The sequence below is a fragment of the Hyphococcus aureus genome, from assembly GCF_042643165.1.
GTDB lineage: Bacteria > Pseudomonadota > Alphaproteobacteria > Caulobacterales > Parvularculaceae > Hyphococcus > Hyphococcus aureus.
In genome coordinates this window covers 404239-422473 of sequence record NZ_JBHRSH010000001.1, presented here as the reverse complement: position 1 = coordinate 422473, position 18235 = coordinate 404239, and the positions used below count along the sequence as shown (strand labels likewise).

Annotated in this window: 16 protein-coding genes; 6 read left to right on the top strand and 10 right to left on the bottom strand. The window is 55.2% G+C overall.

What is annotated here, in order from left to right:
- Positions 1-466: 466 nt before the first annotated feature.
- From ACFOOP_RS01885 to ACFOOP_RS01860, 6 genes are all read right to left on the bottom strand, one after another.
- A complete protein-coding gene (locus ACFOOP_RS01885; RefSeq protein WP_379879153.1) occupies positions 467-1192 on the bottom strand; it encodes a CPBP family intramembrane glutamic endopeptidase in 726 nt (241 codons plus the stop codon).
- Between the two features lie 81 nt (positions 1193-1273).
- Positions 1274-2119, bottom strand: coding sequence for a CPBP family intramembrane glutamic endopeptidase (locus ACFOOP_RS01880; protein ID WP_379879151.1), 846 nt, complete (start codon positions 2117-2119; stop codon positions 1274-1276).
- A 1-nt stretch (position 2120) separates the two neighbouring features.
- Positions 2121-2600, bottom strand: a complete 480-nt coding sequence (locus ACFOOP_RS01875) for a MarR family winged helix-turn-helix transcriptional regulator (RefSeq protein ID WP_379879149.1) — start codon at positions 2598-2600, stop codon at positions 2121-2123.
- 602 nt (positions 2601-3202) lie between these two features.
- Positions 3203-4816: an FAD-binding oxidoreductase gene (locus ACFOOP_RS01870; protein WP_379879147.1), complete on the bottom strand. Its 1614-nt coding sequence runs from the start codon at positions 4814-4816 to the stop codon at positions 3203-3205.
- Positions 4817-4858: 42 nt separating this feature from the next.
- Positions 4859-5698: a hypothetical protein gene (locus ACFOOP_RS01865; protein WP_379879146.1), complete on the bottom strand. Its 840-nt coding sequence runs from the start codon at positions 5696-5698 to the stop codon at positions 4859-4861.
- A gap of 54 nt (positions 5699-5752) precedes the next feature.
- Positions 5753-6448 (bottom strand): hypothetical protein, encoded by a 696-nt coding sequence (locus tag ACFOOP_RS01860; RefSeq protein ID WP_379879144.1) that lies wholly within the window; start codon positions 6446-6448, stop codon positions 5753-5755.
- Between the two features lie 192 nt (positions 6449-6640).
- Between ACFOOP_RS01860 and ACFOOP_RS01855 the strand changes: the two genes are divergently transcribed.
- Positions 6641-7300, top strand: a complete 660-nt coding sequence (locus ACFOOP_RS01855; protein ID WP_379879143.1) for a GntR family transcriptional regulator — start codon at positions 6641-6643, stop codon at positions 7298-7300.
- On the opposite strand, the gene ACFOOP_RS01850 is transcribed toward ACFOOP_RS01855, so the two are convergent.
- The 4 genes from ACFOOP_RS01850 to ACFOOP_RS01835 all read right to left on the bottom strand — a co-directional run bounded on the left by ACFOOP_RS01850 (position 7297) and on the right by ACFOOP_RS01835 (position 12907).
- Complete coding sequence (locus ACFOOP_RS01850; RefSeq protein ID WP_379879141.1) at positions 7297-8661, bottom strand: ester cyclase; 1365 nt, start codon at positions 8659-8661, stop codon at positions 7297-7299. The genes ACFOOP_RS01855 and ACFOOP_RS01850 overlap by 4 nt on opposite strands.
- Positions 8662-8706: 45 nt before the next feature.
- A complete protein-coding gene (locus ACFOOP_RS01845) occupies positions 8707-9390 on the bottom strand; it encodes a GntR family transcriptional regulator (RefSeq protein ID WP_379879139.1) in 684 nt (227 codons plus the stop codon).
- A 168-nt stretch (positions 9391-9558) separates the two neighbouring features.
- Positions 9559-11871 (bottom strand): TonB-dependent receptor, encoded by a 2313-nt coding sequence (locus ACFOOP_RS01840; RefSeq protein ID WP_379879137.1) that lies wholly within the window; start codon positions 11869-11871, stop codon positions 9559-9561.
- Between the two features lie 127 nt (positions 11872-11998).
- Positions 11999-12907, bottom strand: a complete 909-nt coding sequence (locus tag ACFOOP_RS01835; RefSeq protein WP_379879135.1) for an AraC family transcriptional regulator — start codon at positions 12905-12907, stop codon at positions 11999-12001.
- Between the two features lie 96 nt (positions 12908-13003).
- Between ACFOOP_RS01835 and ACFOOP_RS01830 the strand changes: the two genes are divergently transcribed.
- The 5 genes from ACFOOP_RS01830 to ACFOOP_RS01810 all read left to right on the top strand — a co-directional run bounded on the left by ACFOOP_RS01830 (position 13004) and on the right by ACFOOP_RS01810 (position 18187).
- Positions 13004-13423 carry a GlcG/HbpS family heme-binding protein gene (locus tag ACFOOP_RS01830; protein WP_379879133.1) on the top strand — a complete coding sequence of 140 codons (420 nt, stop codon included), beginning with the start codon at positions 13004-13006 and terminating at the stop codon, positions 13421-13423.
- Positions 13420-14421, top strand: a complete 1002-nt coding sequence (locus ACFOOP_RS01825; RefSeq protein WP_379879132.1) for a Rieske 2Fe-2S domain-containing protein — start codon at positions 13420-13422, stop codon at positions 14419-14421. Before ACFOOP_RS01830 ends, ACFOOP_RS01825 begins: the two co-directional genes overlap by 4 nt.
- A gap of 95 nt (positions 14422-14516) precedes the next feature.
- Entirely contained in the window at positions 14517-15968 is a 1452-nt protein-coding gene (locus ACFOOP_RS01820) for a sulfatase family protein (RefSeq protein ID WP_379879130.1), read from the top strand.
- 33 nt (positions 15969-16001) lie between these two features.
- Positions 16002-17213 carry a cytochrome P450 gene (locus ACFOOP_RS01815; protein WP_379879128.1) on the top strand — a complete coding sequence of 404 codons (1212 nt, stop codon included), beginning with the start codon at positions 16002-16004 and terminating at the stop codon, positions 17211-17213.
- A 308-nt stretch (positions 17214-17521) separates the two neighbouring features.
- Positions 17522-18187, top strand: a complete 666-nt coding sequence (locus ACFOOP_RS01810) for a hypothetical protein (RefSeq protein ID WP_379879126.1) — start codon at positions 17522-17524, stop codon at positions 18185-18187.
- Positions 18188-18235 lie beyond the last annotated feature (48 nt).

Genomic DNA, 18235 nt, shown 5'->3' with positions numbered 1-18235 from the left:
ACGTCAAACACCAACCATTGCCAAACGTCCTTCGCCGAAGGTGATCTTGCGCAACAGACAAATTATGTCTTCGGAAGGTCGATTCCTCGCTATCACACCTTTTCTTTCCCATATAACTACCAATGTCGTGGCCCAATTATAAATGGACAAGACAATTTGGTCATTTCTCCTGAAACTGATCCGGAAGGGGACATGAATTGTCGGGCTGCCAAGAAATGGAGGTAGGGTTGAGGTCCGCGAGAATAAGCTAACGAAACTAGCGCATTTCACGCTTCGATTCAGCAGTATCTTGAAAATCAAGAAGAAATTATGATTACATCTACATTCACACCATAGGGGAGGTTTGAGAGTAAGCTGGTAGTTTGGTTATGCTAGAAGTCTGCCTGACAGTCTCAAAATACCTGATGAAGAGCTGTGACCCTGGCAGAAAAGCTCATGCCGTTCTACCAGAACAACCATAACTTCACTATGTGATTGCGCCGTCGCTGAAATAGTAGGCGGTCAGTCCAACTGTATTAATGACGCCATGGGCAATGATTACCGGAAAGAGCCGTCGCCCTCCCACAAGATAGTAAAGCCCAATGATGAAACCAATAATCCCGGTTCCAATCATACCGGCAAAGCCCTGATAAACATGCATGGAACCAAATATGATGGCGTGTATGATGAGCGCCATTGTCCAACCCAATGGGTTGTGACCAAAGAAATCTCCAAGACGGTTCAGCAGGTAACCCCGCAAAAAGAGCTCCTCGCCAAGCGCCGCGCCGCCCCAGACCACAACGACAATGAAGCCCAGAAACACCAAAGGTTTTCCGAGGAAGAACTTGAAGGGATCAGAGGCGGTGGGTGCCTCTTCAAGTCCGAGGAACGATGTCAGCGGCTCTATCACGAGGAACATGGAGGCAAACACGGTGACAATCACAGCAGCAGTCAAGGCAATTGATATGCTCCATTGTTTCGCTCCTTTGGGCAGAGAAAAGCCGTAGTCTGACCATTTGGCTCCACGCCTCTTCATGAGAAGAGTCGCCAGTATGATTCCGCCCCAGAGCGCGATAGAGCCCGCTCCAATCAGATCTGCTGACTTGGCAGCCCAAGTAAAGCCGAGCATTGCCAGAAAAACCACAAGGGTTTCAACTATGATAGCAGTGCGGGTTTCGCCTGATCGGATGGCTGAGGCGCCAGTGCTTGTCATGAGTTCTCCTAAATCTAATGTGTTTATCGGGAGGCGACCTCTGTCAGTAGCAAGGCACACCTTCTCTAAGCGTCCTGCGGTCTACATCCCCTCCGCTTTCGCGCGCCGCCAGTAGCAAATGGCCATGATCGTGACGATGACAGGTACGATCAATCCGTACTCATCGATCCAGAAACGCGTTTGATCATTACGCGTTGTAAGGGGGGTGTATATTTTCTGGACATAGATGTTATGCGCACCATGAAACATGACGGCGGGCCACAACGAGTTCGACCTGAAAGTGTAATACGCCATGATGACCGACATGCTTGTGATCATCAGCGTGAAGCAGGCTATCTGGAAAACCGGATCGCCAAACCCGTATTTGATGACGATCGGATAATGCCAGACTGACCAGACAATCCCGCTGAACAGAGCCACACCGCCGAAAGGCAGGACTTTTCTCAGCTCCCAGATGAAGAAGCCGCGCCATCCGATCTCCTCGCCTGCAATCGTGCCCAGCGACTTGGCGAATTGAATGGTGGCTAGCAATGCAACCATAAGCACAGCCCCCTGAATGGGTGTATCAGAAAGGCCAAGTTCTGCTGACCATTCCGAAATCGTGTCGCTGTCGAAGGCGCCGCCAAAGCCAAGCGACCAGGCGATCACATAGCTCATCGAGACATAGGCGACCGGGACCAGATAGGACTGGATATTATCGCGCCAGTTGCCGCCGCCCCATGGAAGCGATGCGATTTTTCGCCCTGTTATCTTGAGCGAAAGAAAACCCGCGACCGCCGGGCACCACATCAAGGCGCCGACATAAATGCTGACCGGGGCCAATTCGACAATGGCGAAATGCCCAACGGCGCTGATGGCCGTCAAAATGATCAGGAATATTACAATGGTTGCCCAAGCAGTAAGTTTGCCAGATCCAGTGACAGTCATTTTACGTAGCTTTCTTTTTCCGGCTTGGTTGACGGACGCTCAGTGCGCCTTTGCGAATGCGTTCCAGCAAAGGATTACGGTGTAGCGCATCAATCGCGCTTTCCAGGATCGCCGGTAAGTCGTGATTTATCTCTGCATACAGATCTGTGAACGCCCGTTCGATCTCTTCCAGGCGAACAAGCAAAAGCCGGTATTGAATTTTGCCTTTTTTTGTCAGTGACAGGACTTTACGGCGACCATCATTTGGATCATTCCTGCGCTCTAACAAGCCAAGCTGGATAAGACTTTCAACACGTTGAGCCGATAGCTGATGAGGTTCGTCGAGAGCTTCAGCGATATCTGCTAAAGACACCTGACCCTTGTCTCCGATAAACAATGTACATGCGACCGCCCGTGAAGGAATCGTGATCTGCGCATCACGCAACAGTTCGTCACCTTGGAGCGCGATAAGGTCCACCAGCCTTAGGAGCTTGTTGGACACAAACGCCCCTTTCAATGCATGCTCATCTCTAAAATTTTTCACCACTATGCCCATCACCATATTGGTAATAAATTGCGCAATTCATTGCGAATACGGTTTCGTCAGGTGAATGTCAACCGCGGGGTTTGGTTCATCTCAACGAACTGGGCGGCGCAGATCCACATGCGTGTGATGCTGGACCGCGAACAGGTTACCGTCTTCTCAAGATTGCCACGCCAACATTGACCCGACCCCTTCGAACGCAGCCGCTTAAAGATAGTAAAATGACGGCTAGGGAACCGCGCGCGGCTCGCTTGGGTGAGCTAAAAAACTAGCGAAATTGAAATAAGAATTTTGTAATATATTGATATAACTACAAGAATTACAATCATATCTACTTTCACACTGTAGGGGTCACTGGCTCAATCCCAGTCGCGCCCACCACTTAAACAGCTGATATTGATAATTTGATTTTCGATTTTCTTTGTGGCCGACAGAGAAAATGACGCCAGTTTGTTGAGGCCGTCACCGCAGGTGAACTGAACAACCATCCTCACGCTTGAAAACGCAGAACGGCAGTACGCTGTATATGCATATGGCTGCCGCATGCGGCGCCAACGCGGCTACCCTAAGCCAAGCCCGCCGGGATTTAGCAATCCTGAAGGATCCAGCGTGTCTTTGAATTTAACCAATGCCCGCCACGCCGCATCTGACTGCAACGCCGAATGATAGTCGTAATATTTTCCGATCTGGAAGTGATAGGGATGCAGCGTGTCCACGCGTTCGACGAGCCTGCGCCGCAAATCAAGCGCAAAGTCACGGCTGCTTTTATTTTCGGGCTTGGCCTCAAACTCGGCGCGCCGTTCTGATGAAAGTTGCGCCATGCGCAGCGCGCTCGGGCGGTCGTTCCAATAGAGAATAGGTTCCATGCCAAATCCGCCCTTACTGGTGAGGAAAAGCCGCGTCCATGTCACATCATGGGCCTTCATGTCAGCTTCGTTTTCAGCGAAGAAATTTTCCACGGCGTTGAGAAGGGCTTCGCTTTGCGATAACGCAACACCGCAATTTGTGGGAATGGTGCACTCGCCATCAACCCCTATCATCAAACGCTCAATGGGCATGTAGGGCTGGGCGCGAAACGCAACGCCGAGAGAAGAGGGCAGTTTGACGCCGCCATGCCGGCGCATGACGGCGCCAGCGGCGCGCGCCATTTTGTCCGCGGTGGCCTGATCGTAGGCGTCAATCACGCCGAAAGTGGAAAACGGCCATTTCAGGAGATAGTTAAACCCGCCAGGCCGGGCGAGGGAAAATAGCGATGAGAGACCGCGCAATTTTGACGGCGCCATCTCCATAACCGAACGCGCGACGGCTTTCGCCTCATCCGGGGATGGCTTCATCGTTGCGAATAATCGGTGATGATAATTGCTGAAGGCCATGTTGCTGGCCATGACGCCAAGCCTTTCCACCTCGCAAAGCGCGCGCACAAGGTCACTGGCGTCAGCGAAGCCGTAACAGACGAAGGCGACGCCTTCGGGTTTTGGGTGGAGGCGAAAAACGGCTCTGGTCTTGACGCCGAAGACGCCGGCGTCGTGTGTGAAGAGCCCGGTGAGATCCGGACCGTAGCTGCGCAAGACAGGACGTTCGGGATTAGTAGAGAGCGCCCCGGTGAGGATGACGCTGCCGTCTCCCAGCACGGCTTCAAGACCCATCAGATCGTCGGTGATGTCGCCGCGTCCATGTCCTGTCGCATTATTGCCCAGCCCGCCGCCGACGGTCGCGGCGATGCCTGACATCGTCCCCATACACCCGATGCGAAGTCCCGTAGAGCGCAAGGCCTCGTGAACCTGCGCCCAGGTGGCGCCGGGCTCGATCTCAATCAGACGGTCCTCCGCATGAATGCGAATCGCATTCATTGAGGTCATATCGAGAACCGCAGTGTTCTCATCGCGGGGGACATAGCCGAGGGTGTATGACATGCCGCCGCCGCGCGCGGTAATGGCGACGCCGGTTTCTGCGGCCACGCAGATGATTTCAGAAATTTCCTGCGTGTTTCGAGGGCGGATCACGGCGATCGCTGTCTGCATCTCGATTTCGCTAAAGTCCGTGGAGTAAAGGCGCCGCGTGTCGAGGTCCGTCAGCAGGCGTTGTTTCCCTACAATATTTTCAACGCGCGCAAGAAATGATCCCGCGTCCCGATGCGGATTGCCGCGGGACGGGACATCGCCTTCATTTTCCATCTTAAACCCCTGTTCTGGTCAGCGTGCGCTTTATCTTTCAGGTCAGTCGTCGAAGGCGGGAAGACCAACAATGAACAATTCAGTTTCAGATTCGGCCGCCAGCCGAGTCTCTTCTCCGCGCATGACGCGCAACGCCGACAAGGGGCCGTAGAGTTCACCGTTGGCGCTGCCTTCTCCGCGCATGACAGCGACAACCAGGGGGCGCTCTGGCGTTTTCAGCAGATGTTCGGCGCCGGGATTTAGTCTGATCATACGGATTTCGGCGCCGCGTTCATTGAAGCGGCCTAGCGTTTTTTCAGCGACGCCGTCATGGCCGCGCATGGGGACATAGTTGAAATTTTCCGGATCCATAATGATCGGCGAGAGATAGCGGGGTTTGCAGTATCCGACCTGTTTGCCGTTCACATATTCCCAGACAGCTTCATAGCCATCCTGTTTGCGCCGTCCTTCATGGTCCTCGCCCCAGACAAAAACGCCGTCATGAAAGGATCCTTTAGATTGCAGCTCCTTGGCGCCGGCGCGAAGCTGACGCTGGCTCATATAGCCCTGACCGCTTGGCCCGGCGAATTGTAGTAGAAGCGTTTCCGATCCATCGCTGCCCTTTTGTTGATAGTGTATGCCTTCGCAAAAATAGGCGACGGTGCCTTCCTTTTGAATCTGGTCGGGGCCGTACTGCATCTCTCCTTTCAAAACGTAGCGTATTTGTTCGAAGTTATGGCGGTGGCGGGGCGTTTTATATTCGTCTTCTGTGGTGACGATGGTCAGGATAAAATTGTCTTTCGTTCCTTCCTCTCCGACAAGAAGATGCTCGAAGGCGATGCCTTCATTGCGATGCGCGGAAGCGCCCTCGCGTTGTGCGTTGCTGCGATGAGCAATTGCCAATGTAGCCTCCTGATTTCGTCGTCGGCCGACAATGCGGCCGGCCGCCTAGTGTGATTAGAATGTCGGCAAAAGGATGTAGATGAGGTGCGTCGGGGAGGCGGCGCAGATGACAGCGTCTTCATCGCCGTCCATGGCCGCTGCGGCGCCGGCGCGATAGTCTTTCCGACCAATCACACCTTCCCCGGACAGAAAGTAGTAAAGGGCGTTTGGCGCACAGGCATGCACCGCTTTTTGATCGAGCTTCAAAAAGCCGAATTCAATCGCGCGTTCCGTAAAGGCGCCAATATGGCGCGTTTTTACACCGCTATCGCAAGCGTCGATCCAGTCATAGTGATCAACGTCAGCGACAATGGGCGTCCGATAGCGGGGCTTGGGATACGCCAGATCCCTGCCGCGCATGCGTTCCCAGATCGCTTCATACGCGTCTTTGTTGTGTTTGCCGCCAGCATCGTCCAGCCAGGTGAAGACGCCATTGGAAAAGACGCCTTCCTCACCAAGCGCCTTATAGCCAGCCTCGAGCTGACTGTAGCTCAAAAACCCTGCGCCGCTTGGCCCGCCGCCCTGAAAAAGCAGCGTCACGGAGCGCCCTATGGCCTTTTGTTCATAATAAACGCCCTCAGGAAAATACCCAACCGTGCCTTGCTGCTGAATCTCATCCTTGCTTCGGCCATATCCGAATTCTCCTTCGAGCATGTAGCGAAGCTGATCGAAATTGTGCCGGTGGCGCGGCGTTGTGTAGTCGCCGTCCATGAGCACGAGGCTCAATTCAAAATTGTCAGGCTGGTCCGGGCGCCCGTTTAGCAGCCTTTTGTTGATTGCAGAACCAGGGCGATGCTGTGAAAATGGCTGCCAATCAACCGCTTGTGAGTCTACCAGTCGCATTCGGGCCCCCGAGTAAATTGTCAGACAATATTTGCTGAACGGAAAGTAACAAGGTCGAATATGGGTGTCAATTCGGTTCAAGAAGCCGCGCATTTTCTTCGCGAAGGCATTCGAGAGGGAAAATTCGCCCCCGGACAGCGCCTCATGGCGCGGGAAGTGGCCGATCTCGCCGGGGGCGGCGTCGGCTCCTTCCGTGAGGCGCTTGTCAGGCTTGCCGGAGAGGGGCTGGTCACGCTGCACCCCAATCGCGGCGCTGCGGTTCGAAAGCTGGACCGGAGTGAAGTTCGCGAAATCTATCTGGTGCTGGAGGCGATCGATCCGTTGGCGGCCCGGTTATGCGCGCAACGCGCCGGAGGATTCGAGATCGATGCGGACGCCTTGCAAAGCGCCGCAGCAGCGCTTGGTCATGCATGCAGGCAGGGCCGCGTTTCAGTCTATCACGCAGCCCGTCACTCCCTGATTGAGTTGCTGCGCAGGGAGAGCGGCGTCGCGCGCATATGCGAGCTTGTGAACGCGCCAAGCCTGCAAATTTCCAAACGGGAAAACGAAAGTCAGCTCACAAAAGACGCCATTGCAGAATCGAATGACGAGATGCAAATCATCGTTTCTCATGTCCTGGCGGGAGAGGGGAGAAAAGCCGAGCGAACTATGCGCGCGCATATCAAGAGAATTGGCAAGCTTGTTCTTGAAAGCATGCCGATTGACGCGCGAATCCGTTAGTCGATCTCTATGCGAAGGAGTTTCGGCATTATTTCAACGCCAGGAATTGGCGCGTATAAGCCTCCGTCTGTCACAACATAAAGCACCGGTCCATTCGGCGTTTCAACGAAAGCTGCGCTTGTCGGACCGATAACGCCGTCTTCGACGTCAGCCACAACTTCCTCAACGCCCTTCTTCGTCACCTTGAGCACTGAGTTGAAGGGGTGAGTGGTCACATAGGCTGCGCCGTCTCCATCAATAGTGAAATCATCCCCTGGCGCGCCAGCGGCAATGAGTTCGGCGTCTCCTGCGCTGCCGTCTTTACGAATCGGAATGCGCACATAGAAGGCGGTGTCCGATACGGTGACATAAACAAAATTCTTTTTTACTTTCAGTCCATTCGGGCCAGGCAGATTGCCAATGAAGGGGCGTCGCCGGACCAGTTCGCCGCTTGCCCAGACGGCAGCCTCCGATGCGCCGGGAAGCCATTGCCAGATTGCGCCGCTGGAGTCAGCGATATAGACCCGGCCTTTATCATCAACGTCCAGTCCGTTTGGAATGGCGCCTTGGGGCAGAACAGCGACAGCCCGGGCGGCGCCGTTTGCATCAAGGCGCCAAAGGCCGTGGCTCTCGGGAGTTTTCGATTGCACGGTGATGTAAATCGCCCCGTCTTTGTCTTTGGCGATGCACATCGTTCCTTGCTGGGTCGCCGGGTCCGATGCAAAGGGAAGATGCGCAAAAATGTCGAGGCGCCCATCGGGGCTCACTGAAAGTATCTTGTTGTCAAACAGCATGGTCATCAACAGGCCGCCGTCGCCGTCAGCAATCAGTCCTTCCGGAAATTCTCCGGGATTGAACTGTGCGACTTCGTGAACGCGCGCATCCGATGCGGGCGCATTTGCGGGAAACGGCATCGTCAATTGTCGCAGTATCCCGATTCTATCGATCAGGCCGCGCCGGGACGCGATAAGGCCGTCTTCAATTGTGAAGAAGTCCATAGCCTCAATACGCAGCGGCATGGGCGGGGGGGTATGGCCCATAAGGTCGGTTTCGGCCACGCCATGGATCGTTCTGTTGATGGCGATAACGCCGTCATTTTCTTTCGATACGCTGATCTCGACCTGCGCGTCCGGCATTGCGGCGTTGAATTCATTCAGCTGCCGCAATAACCCGCCGTCGCCGAGAAAGTCTTCAGACTGATCAACAAAATCCGGCGCGAGAAGCGCAGAGAGCCCCGCGGCGTCATTATCAGCGAGCGCCGCGCCGATCCGGTCGGCGATGCTGTCGCCGCCTAGCGCCGCCGCTGGACTCGCCGCGCTGAGGATTAGAGCTGCGGTGATGAAGAGCGCGATTGCGGGGTGGAAATATTGTCTGACAATCATGAGGCGAGGCTAGCCTCACTGAGCCTCGGCCGTCAATACAAATGATTACTGAAAGAAGCTGTCGTCGTAGCTTTCAATCTGTTGTTGCGAACGGCCGATATGGGCCCGCATCAACAACTCGGCGTCATAAGCGTCGCCGCTCAGAACGGCGTTCAGGATCGCGCGGTGGTCGGCGTGAGAGATCGCGATATTGTCGAGATCGAAAACCTGTTTGAACTGGAGGCGTAGAATGCGCGTGTTCAACCGGGCCGCAATCTCCGAGATGAAGGGGTTTCCGCTCGCCTCGACGAAAAAATCGTGAAGGTCGCCGTTGAGTTCGATATAGCGCTTTATGTCGCCTTTGGTTTTCGCCGCGCTCAACTCTTCGCTCAGCTTTTGCAGGGTCGCCTTTCCATCGTCGGTGAGTTGATGGGTCGTGAGGCGGACGGCCAGCCCCTCGATCACCTGACGCACCTGATAGATGGAAGAAACGTCGCTTCGCGTGAATCTGCGAACGCGCGCGCCATAATGGTGGCGCGTCTCAATAAGGCCTTCAGCAGTAAGCCGGCGAATCGCCTCTCTTATGGTGCTGCGCCCTACACTGATTGTTTCTGTAAGCTCGGCCTCAATCAGCCGTTGCCCGGGGGTGAAATCGCCATCATAGATTTTATCACGCAGCCAGGCGGCGGCGCGTTCCACCGAAGACGTTTGTTCAGTGGGGCTGATCCCCAATTCATCAGCTTTCGGCAAGCGCCCTCCGCAAAATCATCGCGCATTTTTATCTCCGCCGAGAGTTACCATGGGCTTGCGGAATGGCGCAACGGCGCTCGAAGAGACATAATTACACGTTCAAGGACGATAGACAGCAAAAAGGCGGGCTTTTGGCCCGCCTCCTTACGTTCTGGTTGTAAAAGCAGGTTAGAAACGCACTGTCATCTGGGCGCCGATTTCCCTGGGTTCATTCGGAATGGCGATGACAAGGCCTGTCGCTGCTGAAACATCAAACCCATTCGCGACGAAGGCTTCATCCGTGAGGTTCTTGCCGTAAATGGCGAATCCGAACTGGCCGCTTTCGGAGGTCCAGCCAAGGCGCGCATTCAATAGGCTGTGCGCGCGCTGGCGAAGCGACTGCGTGTTCCGAACGTCGGCGAAGCTTTCATCGACCCATGAATAATCGATGCGCGCCAGGAATTCGCCGATCTCGGTGGGAAGAATGTATTCAGCCGAAGCTGTTGTTGACCATTCCGGAGTTTTCGGCAGTTTGGTGTCAAGGGTGATGCCGGTAATCGCTTGCTGTGTTTCCTTGTATTCGGCGTTGAGATATCCGACAGAACCGTAGAGTCGGAAGTTTTCGGTTACGATCGCGGTGGCGTCGATCTCGAAGCCCCAGATTTCAGCGCTGCCGACATTGTCGATGACCTGAACTGTCTGTGCGCCGACAACATCATTGGCCTGAAGCTGCATGTCGGAATAATCATAGAAAAATGCAGCCGTATTCAGGCGGAGCCGTCCATCAGCAAGGTCCGCCTTCGATCCGATTTCATAGGACCATATCTTTTCAGGATCGAACGGCCGCTGGGCGACGACCGGATTGACGGGCCGTGCATTGAAGCCGCCGGCTTTGTATCCGCTTGATACGGTGCCGTAGAACAATACGGAGTCGGTCGCCCGATAGCTCAGCGTGAAACGTGGCGAGATGTCCGTCCAGTCCGTTTCAATGGTGGTTTCCGGCACGGTCGGAAAGCCAGTGAAAAGCGCAGTCTGACTGTAGGCGTAATCTTTTTTGTCATATGTCAGGCGCCCGCCGGCGACCAAGGTGAGTTTGTCCGTCAAGTCCAATTCAAGCTCGGCGAAAGCCGCATATGAACTAGCGTCGACGCGCGGATTAAGAACGCCCGCGATATCAAAACCGAAATTGATCGGGTTCCCTGCGCCGCCAGCGCAGATATCCATGGGCCCCATGGGCGGACATGTGCTTATGGGCGTCGCCGGAATAAAAGGCCCAGGCAGCATTTCCAAAGCCTGATAAAGACCGGGCGCCAGATCGACGGTCCAAAGACTGTCGGCTTCTTCATGGAAGAAATACAGACCTGCGGTATAACGCAGTTTTTCAGAGAAGAGATTGCCAAAGATATTGAGTTCCTGGCTAACCTGCCATTGCTCGTCCCGATAATCGAGCTGTCCAAAATCGACGGGAGAGCTGTCATTGTCCCGCTGGTTGCGCGACGAAAATTGCCGATAGGCCGAAATGGACCGGATCTGCGTTGCGCCGAGATCATGGTCTATCTTCAGGGAGGCGCCGCCGCCCTTGTAATTTACAGCATATGAGCCTGTTCCGAAACTAAGGCGCAGGTCCTGTGTTTCAAAAGCGCCGCTGAGTGGCGTCATATTGGGAATGCCGACCAAATTGTTCCACAAAAGCGCGAGATTCGCCGGCTGGTTAAAGACCGGGACGCCGGTGTTGGCGTCGGCGTCAATGTTTGTGTAGTCGAGGGCCAGCAGGATGTCCGTCGCATCAGAGGGGGTGTAAAGGAATGTGCCCCGCGCGACGATCGTTCCTTCGTCGCCGATTTTTTCGTCTCCGGCGTATGGCAAGCGCACGAAGCCTTCCTGATTACGTGTGGAGATTGAAAACCGGCTGAGAAAGTTCTCGCTGAGAGGGATGTTGACGCTGCCGTCAAAGTTAATGCGTTCGTCTTCACCAACGGTGAGGGTTCCAAAGCCGCCAAATTCTGCATCAGGACGCTTTGTCGTGACATTTATCGCGCCCCCCATCGTGTTCTTGCCAAACAGCGTTCCTTGCGGCCCTTTCAGGACTTCCACCCTGTCGATGTCGGCAAGCTCCATGACGGCGCCCTGAACGCGTCCGAAGAAAACGCCGTCGACATAAAGGCCGACGCCGGGATCGGTCGTCGGCGCGTAATCGAGTTGTCCGACGCCGCGGAGAAAGAAGGTGGCGTTGGCGGCGCCGCCGACATCCGTAGTGCCCGCCTCGAATTTTGCGTTGGGAATGAAATCCCCAAGATCAACCATGTCGAACATGTTGCGCCGTTCAAGCTCGGCGCCGCCGATCGCGGTGATCGCGACGGGAACATTTTGCAGGCTTTCTTCTTTCTTGCGCGCGGTTACCACGATTTCGTCGAGACCGCCGGTCTGGACCGCGATCGCCGGGGACGCCGCTGTGAATCCTGCAACCATGGCGAGCGCAGTCGCCGTTTTTGTACGCATCATTTCCAGATCCCTCCCAGAAAAACTCTTGATTTTGAGCTAGTTAGACCTAGCCTCTAAATAATGTCAGACAATATTTCTGCATTTTTGGCGATTTGGCAAGTGACAAATTCGATTTAGGGGGAGGGCGTCACGCTTTCGCTTGACGCCAAACATGTGGCGTTTCGCCAAAGTTCGCCTTGAAGGCCTGGCAGAATGAAGGGAGCGACGCATATCCCGCATGCTCCGCCGCGTCAGCGATGCTGACATGCGAATGGCGCAACAGATCTGCGGCGCGCTGTAATCGAAGTTGTTTGATGTAGGCGCCAGGGGGGCAACCAGTTTCCTGTGCAAATTTTCTGGAAAAAACCGACCGCGAAAGTCCAACCCGCTGCGCCAGTAAGGAGCCCGTCCAGTCGGATAACGCAGAGTTATGAATAAGCAATAGAGCCCGCGTAATCTTTCCGGAAGCGGACTGGCTTTCAACACTGGATGCTATTTTGGGGGTCGATAAAACAGCGGACAATATTTCCGTCAGCATAAGGTTGAACAGTCCGTTGACCACATGTCCGGATTGCGGTCTTGGCGAAACGCCTTCTTTTACAACCATTTTATTTATCCCTGCGATATGCGCTGTCCGATGAACTTCATCCTTACGCAGAATAAGCGCTTCGGGAAGAAAACGCGCGACTGTAGTCTTTGCTGCTGCATCCCAGATTGAACCGCCTGCAATGAACTGAATAGGCGCATCCTCACTACCATGGTTGAAAATATAGTTTCCCGGCTTGCGGCGGAGCAACTCCATGAGCGGATCCATTGCGACGACGCCCGGACCGGAAGCAAGCCGATGTCGATTGCCATGGGGCAGAAACACAACATCGCCGGCATTCAGGGTGTCTGAAAGTCCGCCCCCTTCAAACCAGATCGGTCCGCTTATGACGCTGTAGATGACGGCGTAGTCGATATCGGGCGCTTCAACGCCCCAAGGCGCTCCCGCATTGACGACGCCGAAGGAGGTCGCGCGAAACCGCGCCATGGTTAAAAGCCGTTCGAGTTCCATTCTGAGGCGATACACTTGGATAATAAAATGAGCAATTCCAATATGTGCTCCGGCCGGGTTTTCGCCCCAGATTGTCTGACAGGAGGAACGAACCTTATGACAATAACACTGGAACGGGCTCAATCGGCGCTTACCCGCGCCTTATCGGCGGCGACCAGCCAGAATGTGCCGGTGGCCGCCGTCGTTGTGGACGCCGCCGGCCGCATGGTCGCGTCGGCGCGCATGGATGGCGTCGGCTTCATGAATATCGGCGTTGCGTTTCGGAAAGCCGGAACATCGGCGAATTTCGGATATCCGACACAAGCGATGGCCGATCTGGCGTCGAAGGATCCTTTGATCCTCGCCGCCTTTACAGGCGATTCCGAGGTGATGGCGCTTGCTGGCGGCGTCCCGATCAAGGATGGCGATGCGACCATCGGCGCGATCGGCGTCGCGGGCGGACATTACGCGCAAGATCATGCAATCGCCGTTTTTGCGGTGGGCCAGGAAAGCGAAAAAGGGGGGACGGCGTCATGAGCCAGGAACAACTCAACAAAGACGCGTTTACGCGCGGCAAGCCGATGCCGAGGCAGGGTGAAGCCGGCGGTTATGATCAAAACTGGTATCCGATCGCTCTCTCTCGCGATGTGCGTGAAGGTGAAGTTTTTGGAACCGAATTTTTGAACGGGCGCGTGATTGTCATTCGCGACGCTGACGGAAAAGCGCAAGTCCTGAGCGCCTATTGCCGTCATCTCGGCGCGGATCTGTCAGATGCAGATGTTGTCGGCGGGAAGGTTGTCTGCCCGTTCCACAAATGGGGATATGATGCGTCCGGCCAGTGCGTCGAAACCATGACCGGCGACAAGCCGCCGGAACAGGCGAGACTTTTCAAATTTCCAACCGAGGAAAGCTGGGGTGTCGTCTGGGCCTTCAACGGGCTGGAGCCGTTCTATGAAGCGCCGCATCCCGATATGATGGAAGAAGATGCGGATTTCGAAGTCGAGTTCAACCACATGACGAATGTGGATCACTTCATCCCGTATTCGAACTCCTCAGACATTCAGCATCTCCGGGCGGTTCACAAAATTGAGTTGGAGGTTGACCCTCAAAATGTCGAACGCTGGCCCGGCCGCATGCGCTACACGCAAGAAATGACCATGCCGGGCATGCCGCCAATGACGCAGACGGTGAACATTTTCGGCACGAACTGTCTGGTGTTCGAAGGCAACATGATGGGGCGGCATCTTTATAATATGTCGGCAGGCAAACCGCTGCCGGGGAACCGCACATTGCACACGATGATGGCGGCGACGGCAAAAAGCACAGGCGCGCCGGGCGAGGATGAAATGGTGAAAGCCATCATCCAGCAAGGTCTCGCCTTCGGCCGCCAGCTTTTCGAAGAAGATGACATGGTAATGCGCAGTATACGCTTCCGGCAGGATACGTTGACGGAAACAGACCGGATGCTGATGACGTTTCTGCGTTACGTTCGCGAATTCCCCCGCACGGATATCGCGTGCGACATGATTTCGTGAGGATTTCAGGCCGGTTGCGTTCGAGTGGCGCGCCGGCCTGATGCATTCGGGCTTTCTGATCCGACATGACCCCTGAACTTCGAAAGAAAATCGATATGTGTTCTTCTCGCATTTCGGCGAAAACGCAGCTTTCCCGACGCGCTGTCCTCGCCGCAGGCGCAGGGGTGGCGGGCGCATGCGCAGGGAGTGCGGCCGTGGAGGCGCGCCCGAATATCGTTTTCATTATGGCGGACGATCTTGGTTATGCGGACCTCTCCTGCTACGGGCGACGGGAATATGAAACGCCCAATATCGACTCTCTTGCTCGTGACGGGATGCGGCATTTGCAAGCTTATGCAAATTCCGCTGTCTGTTCCGCCACCCGCACGGCGCTAATCACAGGACGCTACCAGTATCGCCTGCCTGTAGGCCTAGAAGAACCCATCGCATTGCGTGATGTGGGGTTGCCGCCATCGCATCCAACCTTGCCTTCACTCTTGCGGGATCACGGATATCACACAGCGCTTGTAGGCAAGTGGCATCTTGGCGCGCTGCCGACATTTGGTCCGCTCAAGAGCGGCTATGATCACTTCTGGGGTTATCGCAGCGGCGCTATCGACTATTTCACTCATATGGGCGTCATGGCGCCCGATCTGTGGGACGGTGAAACGCGTATAGAAGAAGACGGATATCTGACCGATCTTCTTGGTCAACGCGCCGCAGAGATGATTTCGGGTTTTGCGAAATCTGATCGCCCATTTTTTCTGAGTCTGCATTTCAGCGCGCCGCACTGGCCTTGGACTGGTCCCGACGATGAAGCTGAATCCCGGCGCCTGGCGGAAACCGGCAATCCGGCGGCGCTGCTCCATTGGGACGGCGGCGACCTTGAAACCTATGGCGCCATCGTCAAGAGAATGGACTTTCAGGTTGGGCGGGTCCTGAAAGCGTTGAGCGACGCCGGCCTGGAAGACAAAACCATTGTGGTTTTCACGAGCGACAATGGCGGCGAGCGATTTTCCGACACATGGCCATTTTCCGGCAAAAAAACGCACCTTCTTGAAGGCGGCGTCAGGGTGCCTTCCATTGTCAGATGGCCGCAAAGACTGAAAGCTGGCGCCGTCAGCAATGACATGGTCATCTCAATGGACTGGGCGCCGACGCTTCTGCATGCATGCGGCGCACAAATGCATCCTGATTATCCAGCGGACGGCCTCGACATCTTCGCGCTTGCCGGCGAGCAGCGCTTGCAGGAACGAACTCTGTTTTGGCGCTACAAGAATCTCAGTCAGGAAGCATGCCGCTCCGGGCGCTGGAAATATCTGAAAATTCTTGACAACAGGTTTTTGTTCAACGTCGTTGACGACCCCCTGGAACGGGCGAATCTGAAGGAGCGCAATCCGGACATATTCGAACGCCTTACGCGTGAATATGATGCTTGGAATGCGACGATGCTTCCTGTTGATGCGCTTTCCTATTCTCATGGTTTTGTTGGAAGCGAGATGGCCGATCACTTCGGACTGAAACGAAATCCGGAGGATATGCCGCGACCGCCCGCGAAGCCGGAATGATGGAATTAAAATTTTTCCATCGAGGAGCGTTCCATGATGAATATTGAAACAACGCGCGGGAGCGCGCCTCAGGTCGACATTGATCCCTTCGCGAGGGAGTTTCTTCTCGATCCCTACAGCCATCATGAAGGACTGCGCGATCCGGGGCCGGTTGTCTGGCTCACGCAATATGAAATCTACGCAATGGCGAGGTTTGAGGAAGTCAGGTCGGCTCTTCTTGACCACGAAACTTTCCTCTCCGGCCGCGGCGTCGGCCTTGCCGACTTCGCCAAGGAGAAACCCTGGCGTCCGCCGTCTTTACTGCTGGAGGCCGACCCTCCGCTGCACGAGCGGACGCGGGCGATCATGCAATCGGTTGTCTCTCCTGCGTCTTTGAAAACGCTCGAACCTGTTTGGCGATCGCGAGCGGAAAGCCTTGCCGACGAACTCGTCAAGCAGGGCGAATTCAATGCGGTCTCGGACCTTTCCGAAGTCTTTCCGATGTTGGTTTTTCCTGACGCGGTTGGCCTGATGGAGGAGGGCAGGGACAACCTGCTTGTTTATGCGGCGACGGTATTCAACGCATTCGGCCCGCAAAACGAAATTCTGGAGGAGAGCCTCGCCGCGGCGCGCGATGCCGCCGCATGGGTCGCCAATGCCTGCAAGCGCGAAAATTTGAGCATGGGCGGCTGGGGCATGGCGGTCTATGAAGCCGCAGATAAGGGGGCATGTTCGCAAGAAGAGGCCGAACGGCTTGTTCGATCTCTTCTCTCCGCCGGCGTCGATACAACCGTGAACGGGATTGCAACGACCATCTATGCGCTGACCCAGTTTCCGGAGCAATGGAAGCGACTGCGCGACAACCCTCGTCTTGTGCGCAGGGCGGTTGAGGAAAGCCTGAGGTGGGATTCGACGGTCCAGACGTTTTTCCGCACGACATCGCGCGACGTGACGATCGGCGGCGCGCTTATCCCGGAACAATCAAAGGTTCTTTTATTTCTGGGAGCCGCGAACCGTGATCCCCGGAAATGGGATCGCCCTGACATATTCGATATTTCCCGGCCCACCAGCGGGCATGTCGGTTTTGGCGCCGGGATCCATCAATGTCTGGGGCAAATGATTGCGCGGCTTGAGAGCCAGCTGATCCTGACGGCGCTCGTCGACAGATGCGAGACAATCACCGCTGCAGGCCCGGTTCGTCGCCGAGCCAACAATACGTTACATGCGATCGAATCGCTTCCAGTGACGGTTTCGCCGTCGTCTTAACGGCGCCAACGATTGAACGACGCCGCGTTGAGATAGTGAGTTGGCTGCACCAGTTTGCCGCAAGCGATAGGATGAGCAGGGGATGAAGGCCTGGTAAGCGAACGGCCGAAAAACCTTGAGATGAAGAACGCCTCGATGTCGTTCTCAGTAAGACGCTGCTTTTGCTTATGGTTTGAGGTTTGTGGTTGGCATGGATTACGGCCTTGCAAGGCTGAAACTCCAAAAATAGGTGAGTGCACGGATATGCCTGCAGGTTAGACCGACCGTAATCTGGGCAACTACACTGGCAAGTGTTGGGGGGCTGCGACGTGTGTAGATTTTTTGCCGATTGTTCAAACAAAATGAACTGGAGGGCGCGCCATTCTTTCTGGGCCAGTGTAGTCGCTTTCGCGTTGCTTAACGCAGGTTGCGGCAATGGCGAGGTGGATACGGTATCGCCTTCGAAGTCCGAAGTTTCAAAAGACATCGGGTCAAGCGTTGTTGATGGCGTTGCCGTTGATGGCGAACTCTATGCGGCGGTCAATGGAGAAAGGCGCAAATGGTACGTCACACATATCGTGCGTGACGGCGACAGGCAGAGTGGCAGTTTCTGGCGGCCGATGTCATTGAAAGACACGGTGCAAGTGACGCTGTTCGGGCTACCGGAAAAGAAGGCGCGGCCGACCGGCAAAGGCGATGTGATGATCGCGCTGATCATAAAATACGAAAACGACGCTCCGCGCGTTATTAGCAATGAATTCACCTACTTTGCAGATGGATATACAAAGACATGGACCTCCGAACATGGCGGCGAGGGGGCTGTAATGCTTAATCGTTATATCCCTGATGGCGAGTATCTAGACCTTGGCGGGGGTTTCTCCGCCGTTGTCGAGCTGCCGGATCTAGGCAACGCGGCGACCGAAACGGAAATGCCGCGGCGGTTTGAAATAAGCGACGGGTCTTTCGCTGTACGAATTCGTCAATTCCAAAAATAAGCCGTCCGGAGGTGGTCCCCTCTCACGGCTTCCCATCAGCTATTGTCA